Source organism: Frateuria sp., assembly GCF_013362045.1.
In the GTDB taxonomy this organism is placed as follows: Bacteria; Pseudomonadota; Gammaproteobacteria; order Xanthomonadales; family Rhodanobacteraceae; genus Frateuria_A.
Genome location: NZ_JABFWW010000269.1, coordinates 17,306 through 27,912, shown reverse-complemented (window position 1 = coordinate 27,912; position 10,607 = coordinate 17,306). Strand labels below are relative to the sequence as shown.

Here is a 10,607-nt window from a genome sequence, read left to right as displayed (position 1 = left end):
CCGGCGTGGCTTGCGCCGCTTTCCCGGTCTGCACGATCCTGTCCCGGATCGCGCTGGCCTGCGTGTTGCTGGCGGGGTTGTGCTGGCTGCAGACAGCACGCGCCGGGGCGCTGTACCGGTGCACGGGTGCCGGTGGCGAAGCGGTGTTCAGCGGCACGACCGGCGGCTACAGCGGCTGCCGCAAGGTGGCCTCCTATGCCAGCCCCGCGGCCAGGCCGGCACGTCGGGCAGCGCCGCCGGCGCGGGCGGCCTCGCTCGCGGGTGTGCACGGATGGGTGCAGACCACGGCCCGGCGGGTATCGCTGGCGGACGTCGAAGGGACGGTCGACACCACGGCGCGGGCGCTGCCCGCAGGCCAGTGGGACTACCGCGACGGCGTGGTGGCCAGTGCGGCTACCGCCCCGTCGGACCGGACGCTTCGCGGCGCTGTCTATCGTGTGGTCAGACCGGACGGCTCGGTCGAATACACCAACGTGAACCCGGGCGGCGGCCGGCGCGGCGCCGTCACCATGCTGTTTACCTACATCGCCACCTGCGTGGCCTGCAACCTGCACTCGACGATCGACTGGGGCCGGGTGCGGTTGAACATCACCGCCTATGCCGATGCGATACGCGCGGCCAGCCTGGAGTCGGGCGTGGACGAGGCTTTCCTGCGCGCGGTGATCCACGCCGAAAGCGCCTTCAATCCCAATGCGCTTTCGCTCAAGGGGGCGCAGGGACTGATGCAGCTGATGCCGGGCACCGCCAGCGACATGGGGGTGCTGGACGCGTTCGATGCGGGGCAGAACATCCGTGGCGGCGCGCGTTACCTGGGCCAGTTGCTGCGGACTTTCGGCGGCAACGAGCGGTTGGCCGCGGCGGCGTACAACGCCGGTCCGGGCGCGGTCCAGCGGTTCAACGGCGTGCCGCCGTACGCCGAGACGCAGGTCTACGTGAAGCGCGTCGACGAGTTGCGCCGCCGCTACGGCGCGGCGGTGCATGGCACGCTCACTGCGATGAGGAGCCCGGGCGCACCTTGAGGGTGCCCGGTGTTCCCGCAGGAAGCGCGAAGCTGAGTAGGCCTCAGCCGTCCAGCGTATTGCGTACCTGCAGCGGCGGGCGGCGCGCCAGGGTGACTTCGGTGTGGAACGGCACGCCGTTGCGCAGGCCGGACACTTCCACCTTGCTGCCGGGCTTAAGCGCTGCCTCGCGGCGACGCAAGTCGGCCGGATCGAGGATGTCGTCGGTGCCGATGCGCAGCAGGATGTCGTGCGCCTGGATGCCGGCCTGCGCCGCCGGACCGCCGGGATAAACGTCCGTCACCTGCGCGCCGCGCGCCGCGGCGGGAAGGCCGCTGTCGGCGGCCACCGGCACGAAGGCATAGTCGGCACCCAGCCAGCCGCGCACTACGTGTCCGCTGGCGATGATCTGGTCCAGCACGTTCTTGGCACTGCCGATGGGGATGGCGAAACCGATGCCCTCGGCGTTGGCCTGCCGTCCGATCAGCAACGTATTGATGCCCACGAGCTCGCCGTGGGCGTTGACCAGCGCGCCGCCGGAATTGCCCAGATTGATAGCCGCGTCGGTCTGGATGAAGTCCTCGGCGCTGGAACTGGACAACTGCCTTCCCACCGCGCTCACGATGCCCATGGTCACCGTCTGGTTGAGGCCCAGCGGGTTGCCGATCGCCAGCACCACGTCGCCCGCGCGCAGCGCATGGCTGTCGGCGATCCTGACCACGGGCAGGTTGCCGGCATCGATCTTCAGCACCGCCAGGTCGGTTTCCTCGTCGGCCCCGACCAGCGTGGCCTTGGCGATGCGGCCGTCGTACAGCAACACCTGGATGTCGTCGGCGTTGGCGATGACGTGGTTGTTGGTCAGCACGTAGCCCTGTGGGTTGACGATCACGCCCGAGCCCAGCACCTGCTGCGGGCGCTTGTAGGCCGGGCCGGTGGGCAGGCCGCCGAACAGCCGTTGCAGCACCGGGTCGTCGTACATCTGCACGGCGCGCGCGGTGACCATCTTGTTGGCGTAGATGTTGACCACCGCAGGCGCGGCCCGGGCCACCGCATCGGCGTAGGAAACCGGCCCGCTGCCGGGCGCGGGTGCCGCGGCCTGCATGGCCGAAGGCTCGGGCGCGTGGGCAAGGCCGAAGCGCTGGCGCAGGCGGTCGCCGCTGCCCGGCCAGAACAGCCCCACCACGAAGGCAAGCGCCAATCCCAGGATGACGAAGCGGGCGATAAAGGCGAGCGCGCCGGCGGCGTTCTTCATGGCTTCAATGGTTTGGATGGGGCCGGACGTTGGAGGCGCGGGGCAGGCTTCAGCCCCCATGCGATTGATTGTACGGGCCAGGCCCTGACGCTACACTAACGCGATTTTTGCAGGCTCCCAAACGGGGCTCGCATCTCAATGGCATTGCATGTACCGGAGAGCCTGATGGCGAACGAAGTCGTCGATCACGGCCGCCGCCGCTTCCTGACAGCGACCACCTCGGTGGTCGGTGGCGTGGGAGTCGTCGCGGCAGTCGTGCCCTTCATCAAGTCCTGGGAGCCCAGTGAACGCGCCAAGGCCGCCGGTGCGCCGGTCATGGCGGACATCGGCAAGATCGAGTTGGGCCAGAAGGTCGACTACGCGTGGCGCGGCCTGCCCGTGTTCGTGGTCCGCCGCACGAAGGACCAGCTTGCGGTGTTGCCGTCGCTGGCGCCTCGCCTGGTCGATCCGAATTCGGAAGTGGACCAGCAGCCTACCTACATCAAGGGACCGGCCCGCTCGATCAAGCCGGAGTGGCTGGTCCTGATCGGCATCTGCACCCACCTGGGCTGCGTGCCGGAGTTCTTCCCCCAGATCAAGCCCGAGCCGTTCGATCCGAACTGGAAGGGCGGCTTCTTCTGCCCGTGCCACAAGTCGCGCTACGACCTGTCCGGCCGCGTGTTTTCCGGCGTGCCTGCGCCGAAGAACCTGCAGGTGCCTCCGTACCACTTCGTGGACGACACGCACATCCAGATCGGCGTCGATCCCAAGGAGGCCGGCTGATGGCTAACGTATTCACCCGCATGGGCGACTGGGTCAACGAGCGCGCCCCCGGCATGATGCCTGCCTACCGCAAGCACATGACCGAGTACTACGCACCGAAGAACTTCAACCTCTGGTACTACTTCGGTTCTCTGGCGCTGCTGGTGCTGGTCAACCAGATCGTCACCGGCATCTTCCTCACCATGAACTACAAGACCAGCGCGGCGGAAGCCTTCGCCTCGGTCGAGTACATCATGCGCGACGTGGAGTGGGGCTGGCTGATCCGCTACATGCACTCCACCGGCGCTTCGCTGTTCTTCGTGGTGGTGTTCCTGCACATGTTCCGCGGCCTGATGTACGGCTCGTACAAGAAGCCGCGCGAGCTGGTGTGGCTGCTGGGCATGCTGATCTTCCTGGTGCTGATGGCCGAGGCCTTCATGGGCTACGTGCTGCCGTGGGGCAACATGTCGTTCTGGGGCGCCAAGGTGATCATCTCGTTGTTCGGCACCATTCCGGTGATCGGCGGCACGCTGGTCGAGTGGATCATGGGCGACTACCTGCCCGCCGACGCCACGCTCAACCGCTTCTTCGCGCTGCACGTGATCGCGTTGCCGCTGGTGCTGCTGCTGTTGGTGGTGCTGCACATCGCCGCGCTGCACGAAGTGGGTTCGAACAACCCCGACGGCGTGGAGATCAAGAAGGGTCCCAAGGGCAACCGCTGGGACGCGCTCAAGCCGGCCGACGGCATTCCGTTCCACCCGTACTACACGGTGAAGGATCTGGTCGGCGTGGGCTTCTTCCTGCTGATCGCCGCGTTCATCATCTTCTTCGCGCCAACCTTCGGCGGCTGGTTCCTGGAGCACGACAACTTCATTCCGGCCAACAACCTGGTCACGCCCTCGCACATCAAGCCGGTGTGGTACTTCACCCCGTTCTACGCGATCCTGCGCATGATCCCGTCCTTCTTCGGCACTGCCGTGTGGGGCGTGCTGGCGATGTTCGGCGCCATTGCGCTGCTGTTCGCGCTGCCATGGATCGATGCCGGCAAGGTCAAGTCGGTCCGCTACCGCGGCACCGGTTTCAAGGTCGCCCTGGGCCTGTTCGCCGCCTCGTTCATCCTGCTGGGTGCGGTCGGCGCGGGCGTCACTGCCGAAGTCATTCCGGAGTGGTTCGGCGATGTCGACGTGACCTTCTGGGAGAACCTGTTCGGTCGCCTGATGACGCTGATCTATTTCGGCTATTTCGTGTTCCTGTGGCTGTACACCCGACGTGGGTGGGAAACCACCAGGCCGGTTCCGGAACGGGTGACCACGCATGACTAAGCGGCAGCTACTGATGAAGCACATTCTCCTTTCGATCACGCTTGCCCTTGGCCTGCTCGCGGGCAGTACCCAGGTCCTGGCCTCCGAGGGCGGCCCCGAATTGCCATCCGCCGGCGTGAACCTGCGCGACCAGGCTTCGCTGCAGCGCGGCGCGCGCCTGTTCTTCAATTACTGCGTGGGTTGCCACTCGCTGAAGTTCCAGCGTTACTCGCGCATCGCCGAGGACCTGGGTCTGACCGAGAAAGAGGTGATGGACAACCTCGATTTCACCGGCGCCAAGTTCGGCGAGCCGGTGATCTCGCACATGCCCGAGGACGCGGCCAAGCAGTGGTTCGGCAAGGCGCCGCCCGATCTCTCGCTGGAAGTGCGCGCCAAGACGGCCGACTGGGTGTACGGCTACCTCAACAGCTTCTACCTGGACCCGAGCCGTCCGGTAGGCTGGAACAACACCGTGTTCCCCAATGCCTCCATGCCGTTCCCGCTGTGGGAGCTGCAGGGCGTGCAGACCGCGGTGAGGAAGCCCGGCAGCGAGGATGTGGAGAAGCTGGAATTGTCCCGGCCGGGCCGCATGACGCCGGCGCAGTACCAGCAGGCGGCGCGTGACCTGACCAACTTCCTGGCCTACGTCTCCGAGCCGGCCGCGCTGCAGCGCCACGCCTACGGCATCTGGGTGATCCTGTTCCTGGCGTTCTTCACCCTGCTGGCCTACGCACTGAAGAAGGAATACTGGAAGGACGTCCACTAAACCGGGTGTCCGCCAGCCTCGGATGCGGCGGCGTGCGCGTCGCCGCATCGCTTATTGAAGGGGAGAAAAGCGCATGGTGCAAAGCGCTCGTTCGCGTACCGTACTGACCCTGTACACCACCGCCGACGACATCCAGTGCCATCGCGCGCGGCTGGTGCTGGCGGCCAAGGGCGTCAGCTACGAGCGTGTGCTGGTCGATTCGGCCAAGCCGCCGGAAGACCTGATCGACCTCAACCCCTACGGCACCACGCCGACCCTGGTCGATCGCGACCTGACCCTGTACGACACGGCGGTCGTCTGCGAATACCTGGACGAGCGGTATCCGCATCCGCCGCTGATGCCGATCGATCCGCTGTCGCGCGCGCGCCTGCGCCTGGCGACCGTGCGCATCGAGCGCGACTGGCTGCCCGAAGTCGACACCATCCGCGCCGGCGGCCGTCCCGCCGACGCCGCGCGCAAGCGCCTGCGCGAGCAGTTGCTCGCCTCGCTGCCGTTGTTCAAGGCAGCCAAGTTCTTCCTCAATCCGGAAATGAGCCTGGTCGACTGCCTGGTCGCACCGGTGGTGTGGCGCCTGCCGTGGCTGGGCGTGGAACTGGGCCGCGAGGGCAAGCCCATCGTGGACTATGGCGAGCGCCTCTTCCATAGCCAGGGTTATGCGCGCAGCCTGACCAACGAAGAACGGGCGATGCGTCCATGACCGGCATGGGCCGATGACCGAGCGCCCGCCGATGAGTTCCAATCGCCCCTACCTGCTGCGGGCGATCTACGACTGGATCACCGACAACCAGCTCACGCCCTACGTGCTGGTGGACGCCACCTTCGAGGGGGTGCGCGTGCCCCCGCAGGTGGTCAAGAACGGCCAGGTCGTGCTCAACCTGGCCATGCGTGCGGTGGCCAACCTGGAACTGGGCAACGACTGCATCCATTTCCAGGCGCGCTTTTCCGGGGTCAGCCAGGCGATCCGCATCCCGATACAGGCGGGGTTGGCCCTGTATGCGCAGGAAAACGGGCAGGGCATGATGTTTCCAGCGGACGATGGCGACACGCCGCCTCCCGCGCCGGGCCCGGAAGGCCCGCCGCCGGGACCCTCCGGCGAAAGCCCAGACAAGCCACGGCGCTCGCCGCATCTGCGAGTGGTCAAGTAGCCGGAGGTTTCGCGGTCGGCCGCATGCGGGCCGGCGATCCGCCCTCACCGCAAGGGAGGCGGCATCGCAAGCCTCGTCCGGATTCCCGAGGTTTTTGGCAAGGCGAGACTCGCGACGAGTTCCAGCTGCTGTTCATTGGCCGGCGGGTGGCCGTCTTGGCCGGAGCGGTATCACGTTGCCGTGCCGTTCCAGCGATAGCGGCTCGGCGGCCTCCATCGAGGGTTCCACTGCATGCGGCAATGGCTCCCCGCCTCCGGGCAGGCTTACGCCTGCGAGCTGGCCGCCACGCATCCACAGCCGGCCCTCCTGCCGGTCATCGCCGTGCGCGCTGACCTCGAAGCCGTAGCCCAGCTCGAGCTGTCGCCTGCCGCTGGCCTGCCGCAGGCGCAGGCTGCGCAGGCCAACCGTCTCGTCGAGCAACTGCAGGTCGTGCTGCATGCATTGCCGACGCGCCTCGTCCACCGCCCGCTCCCGGGCACGGGTGGATTTGAACCACAGGCCGGCCACGGCGGCGAACGCCAGCAAGGCGATCAAATCGGAAACCTGGCTCATGCGGGCAGTGTGTGGGCGAGGTGGACCGGGCGCAAGGCGCGCGTGCGCAGCGCTTCCGCGCTAGCTGCCGCATCGCGCACCTGCCTTGGAAGCAGTGAGCGCGCGCGAGCGCTTCAACGGATCGGTGCGATGTCGTCAGGCGGACAATTGCAGCCGCAGCGACAGGTCAACTGCACGCACGTGCTTGGTCAGTGCACCGACCGAGATGAAATCGACGCCCGTACGCGCATAGACCCCGATGGTCTGGAGGTCGACGTTGCCGGAGATTTCCAGCGGCACGCGGCCGGCCGCGGCGGCGACCGCCTCGGCCATCATGGCAGGAGTGAAGTTGTCCAGCATGACGCGGTCGGCGCCCGCATCGATAGCGCGGCGCAGTTCGTCGAGCGTTTCCACTTCGATCTCCAGCAACAATGCCGGGTGCATGCGCCGCGCCGCGGCCACGGCCGGCTCAATGCCGCCTGCCGCGGCGATGTGGTTTTCCTTGATCAGGATCGCGTCGAACAGGCCGATGCGGTGGTTGTGCCCACCGCCACAGCGCACCGCGTACTTCTGCGCCAGCCGCAGGCCCGGGACGGTCTTGCGGGTGTCCAGCACGCGGACGCCGGTGCCGGCCACGGCGGCCACGTGGGCCGCCGTGAAGGTGGCCGTGCCCGAAAGCAGCTGCAGGAAGTTGAGCGCGGAGCGCTCCGCGCTGACCAGCGCCCGGGCGCGCCCGCGCAGATTGCAGATCACGCTGCCGGCGGCTACCCGCTCGCCGTCGCGCGTGCGCCAGTCGATCGCCAGGTCCGGATCGAGTTTGCGGAAGCAGGCATCGAACCAGGGGATGCCGGCGATCACCGCATCCTCGCGGCAGGTCAGCGCCGCGACCGCGATCGCGTCGGCGGGAAGCAGATCGGCAGTGGCGTCGCCCGGGCCGAGGTCCTCGGCGAAGGCGCGTTCGACGTCGGCATCGATGAGCTTCGCGTCGGGCGGGGTGAGGAGGGGCGCGTCAGGCATGCGGCATCCGTTCGGTGGAAGAAGGGCGCGGCGCGCACGCAGGAAGCCGTGTCCGGCATCAGCAAGGTGCCGCCAGCCCGCTAGCATAGCCGAGCGGGGCGACCGCTCGGCTGACGTCAGGCGATTTCGTCGGTGCCGGAGGCCGCCGCCTGGCTGAGGCGGTCGACGATCGCGCCCATCGCGCGGTCGAACAGCGGCTGGGAAGACAGGATGCGCGCGCTGCCGGCGGCGAGCGCCGCGGCCAGTTCATGCGGAGCATAGTCGCCCACCTTGAGGCCGCGCCGGTTGACGAACAGGTAGCGGCCGCTCATCGGACTGATCCACGACAGCTTGGCGCGGGTGACCGCGTCGCCGGTGGGGCAGAATTCCAGCCAGGTACCGGACTTCAGCTGCTCGACCTGCTCGATCTCGTTGCTGTCCGTGGCCGGCGCGGCCTGGCCCGGTTCCGGCTCGTGCTCGACCGCGTCGGTTTCGAGGATCGGCTGGATGCTCTCGGGAATGGGCAGCGCCGCGTCCTCGGGGCCGGGTTCGGGGACGGCTTCGCCCAGCTGCTGGCGGTAGTAGGTGTGCAACTGGCCGAGCAGGCGCTCGATGTCGTTTTCCTGGAAGGCCACGTTGGCGAGGCCGCGGCGCAGGGCCCGCTCGATGCCCGGCAGCATGCGCAGCAGCGCGCGGCGGTCCTCGGCGCTGTGCACCGGGCGGGCGCTTGCGATGAACTCGTTGACGAAACGCAGCGCCTCGGCGAAGGCCGGCGAGTCCTCGCCCTGGCGCAGGATGGTGAGCACCAGGTGGTTGGCCCAGGCGCGCGCCAGCACGCCATGGAGCAGCGGCGGCAGGCTCTGGCTGCCGATGCGGTCGAGGATCTCGCGGGCGGCGCGGCGGCGCGCCAGTTCCAGCTTCTCGCGCCCGCGTGCCGATTCGGCCACGCGTTGCTCGGCCAGTTCCGCGCGCTTGCGGCTCTGTTCATGGAAGGCCTGCAGCTCGGCGCCGAGGCGCTCGAACAGGCTCATGTCGTCGTCGAACTCGTGCAGCAGACGCTCGACGATGGACTTGATCTTGTCGTGCACGCGATGGTCGCGGTCCGATTCTTCCGACCATCCCTTGGCCAGCTCCGCCAGGCCGTCCAGCAGGCGACGCGCGGGGTGCTGGCGATGGGCGAACAGGCGCCGGTCCAGGATCGCGGCCTTCAGGTAGGGGATCTGCAGGCGCGAGAGCATCACCTGCATCCCGGCCGGGAGCGTGTTGTCGGCGAGGATGAACTCGAACAGCATGCCGACCAGGTCGATGGTGTCCTCGTCGATCGCCGAAACCTGGCTGGGGCGCTCCCCCCGCAGGGCGCCCAGCTGGCCCAGCAGGTGCTCCTTCAACTGCACGACCTCGCGGCCCAGGGCCACCGGGTCGACCGACTGCATGCTGGGCATGGGGCCGGACGCGAGCTGGCTCTGCAGCACGCTGAGCGCGCCAAGCAATTCGTTGGCGGTAGGCACGGCGACCATCGGGCCGGAGCCAGGCGCCGCGGCGATCCCGACGGCGCCGGCCTGCGCGCGGCGGGTACTGAACAGGGCGCGCACGGTATGCAGCAACTCGCTGGCGAGTGCGGCTTCCGGGTCGATCTCGGGTGCCGCATCCGCGGGCGCCGTGGTGGCGCCCGTGTCCGTGTCCGGCGGCGTCTCGCCGCGAGCCACCTCGTGGCGCAGCTGCGGCAGAACCCCGGCGCGGACCAGCTCGGTGTTGATCTCCTGGTAGAGCTCCTCCAGCGCGGACAGCACGTAGCGATCGAACAGCTTGTAGATGATCAGCTTGACGCGCATCTCGGCGGACAATTCGCGCATGGCCTGGCGGAACGCCTGGGACAGCGCGGCCGGCGCCACCGGGTTGGTGGCGTCGTCGATCTTGAGGCCGCCGCAGATCACCGACAGTCGCTGGTTCACTGCGAACAGGTCGCGCGCCAGGCGCGATTCGTTCTTGGCGATCATGCTGGTGATGGCGAGCGATTCCTCCAGCTCGTTCTCCGCCACCAGCGAAAGCTCGACCGGTCCGGTCGGCGAAGGGCCCGCCGGCGCGGCGGGCGCGGGGCGCACCGAAAGCCCGGTCAGTTCGCGGCTGACCTGGGTCAAATAAGTGCGTTCGACCAGCGGCCGGCGCTTGCGCACCTCGCGCATGCCGTCGAAGTAATGCATCTGGGCTGCGTTGTTCTCGGCCTTCTCGGCGAGGTCGAACAGGGCATCATCGACGTGCTCGAACATGTTGCCCAGCAACACCTGCAGGCGGCGGCCGGCGATCGCCCGCACGGCGCCGAGCAGATCGCCGATGCGTTCGGCGGGCTCCTGGCGCTGGCTTAGGCTCACGACCTTGCCAGACTCATTGGCTTCTTTCATCGCCGCACCCCTGAGGCATCCGCTGCCGACGACCACGGCCACCCAGGCCGCACGAAACCCGAACATAAGCTAGAAAATGTGAACGGGTCATGCATTGGCGTACACATTAGTCCACGCTTTGTGCAAAAGCATGGCGCGGATCACTTTTTCGAAGGCCACCTCAGGCAGCCGCCGGAAAGTCCTTGAGCTGGACCGTACCGATGCCTTCTTCGGGCAGCATGACCGGGATGCCGTCGTCGACCCGGTAGATCACCTTGCGATCGATGGTGATGAGGCCTTCGCCCAGCCGGTCGCGTACGGGCGTGCCGGCAACCGTGTCGACCTCGCCACGCTCGATGGCGGTGTTGACTGCCTCCAGTTCGCCCCGGACCAACTGGCGGACGGGCGTCTTGCTGACCGGGCAGCACAGGATGTCGAGCAGGCGCTTGTCCATGGGGCGGTTCGTGACGGGTTGCGGAAGTCCGTACAATAGTCTTTT

At 67.8% G+C, this 10,607-nt stretch carries 11 protein-coding genes; 6 read left to right on the top strand and 5 right to left on the bottom strand.

Annotated elements, in window-relative coordinates:
- Positions 1-5 precede the first annotated feature (5 nt).
- Positions 6-1,019, top strand: coding sequence for a lytic transglycosylase domain-containing protein (locus tag HOQ08_RS12965; protein WP_291195585.1), 1,014 nt, complete (start codon positions 6-8; stop codon positions 1,017-1,019).
- Between the two features lie 43 nt (positions 1,020-1,062).
- Here HOQ08_RS12965 and HOQ08_RS12960 read toward each other — a convergent pair whose 3' ends face one another.
- Positions 1,063-2,250, bottom strand: a complete 1,188-nt coding sequence (locus HOQ08_RS12960; protein ID WP_291195579.1) for a trypsin-like peptidase domain-containing protein — start codon at positions 2,248-2,250, stop codon at positions 1,063-1,065.
- Positions 2,251-2,415: 165 nt separating this feature from the next.
- Here HOQ08_RS12960 and petA point away from each other — a divergent pair, with 165 nt between their 5' ends.
- The 5 genes from petA to HOQ08_RS12935 all read left to right on the top strand — a co-directional run bounded on the left by petA (position 2,416) and on the right by HOQ08_RS12935 (position 6,203).
- Positions 2,416-3,012, top strand: a complete 597-nt coding sequence (gene petA, locus HOQ08_RS12955; RefSeq protein WP_291195577.1) for a ubiquinol-cytochrome c reductase iron-sulfur subunit — start codon at positions 2,416-2,418, stop codon at positions 3,010-3,012.
- Complete coding sequence (locus HOQ08_RS12950) at positions 3,012-4,313, top strand: cytochrome bc complex cytochrome b subunit (protein WP_291195575.1); 1,302 nt, start codon at positions 3,012-3,014, stop codon at positions 4,311-4,313. Before petA ends, HOQ08_RS12950 begins: the two co-directional genes overlap by 1 nt.
- Positions 4,314-4,326: 13 nt before the next feature.
- The gene (locus HOQ08_RS12945; RefSeq protein ID WP_291195573.1) at positions 4,327-5,058 is read left to right on the top strand and encodes a cytochrome c1; all 732 of its coding nucleotides are present in this window, start codon (positions 4,327-4,329) and stop codon (positions 5,056-5,058) included.
- A 73-nt stretch (positions 5,059-5,131) separates the two neighbouring features.
- Positions 5,132-5,755 (top strand): glutathione S-transferase N-terminal domain-containing protein, encoded by a 624-nt coding sequence (locus HOQ08_RS12940; RefSeq protein WP_291195570.1) that lies wholly within the window; start codon positions 5,132-5,134, stop codon positions 5,753-5,755.
- A 31-nt stretch (positions 5,756-5,786) separates the two neighbouring features.
- Positions 5,787-6,203 carry a ClpXP protease specificity-enhancing factor gene (locus HOQ08_RS12935; RefSeq protein WP_291195583.1) on the top strand — a complete coding sequence of 139 codons (417 nt, stop codon included), beginning with the start codon at positions 5,787-5,789 and terminating at the stop codon, positions 6,201-6,203.
- Positions 6,204-6,335: 132 nt separating this feature from the next.
- On the opposite strand, the gene HOQ08_RS12930 is transcribed toward HOQ08_RS12935, so the two are convergent.
- From HOQ08_RS12930 to HOQ08_RS12915, 4 genes are all read right to left on the bottom strand, one after another.
- Positions 6,336-6,755, bottom strand: coding sequence for a DUF3301 domain-containing protein (locus tag HOQ08_RS12930; RefSeq protein ID WP_291195567.1), 420 nt, complete (start codon positions 6,753-6,755; stop codon positions 6,336-6,338).
- A 135-nt stretch (positions 6,756-6,890) separates the two neighbouring features.
- Positions 6,891-7,751 carry a carboxylating nicotinate-nucleotide diphosphorylase gene (gene nadC / locus HOQ08_RS12925; RefSeq protein WP_291195564.1) on the bottom strand — a complete coding sequence of 287 codons (861 nt, stop codon included), beginning with the start codon at positions 7,749-7,751 and terminating at the stop codon, positions 6,891-6,893.
- A 116-nt stretch (positions 7,752-7,867) separates the two neighbouring features.
- The gene (locus HOQ08_RS12920) at positions 7,868-10,129 is read right to left on the bottom strand and encodes a DUF1631 domain-containing protein (RefSeq protein ID WP_291195562.1); all 2,262 of its coding nucleotides are present in this window, start codon (positions 10,127-10,129) and stop codon (positions 7,868-7,870) included.
- A 160-nt stretch (positions 10,130-10,289) separates the two neighbouring features.
- On the bottom strand, positions 10,290-10,562 hold the full coding sequence (locus HOQ08_RS12915) for a Trm112 family protein (RefSeq protein ID WP_291195559.1): 273 nt from the start codon (positions 10,560-10,562) through the stop codon (positions 10,290-10,292).
- Between the last annotated feature and the right edge of the window lie 45 nt (positions 10,563-10,607).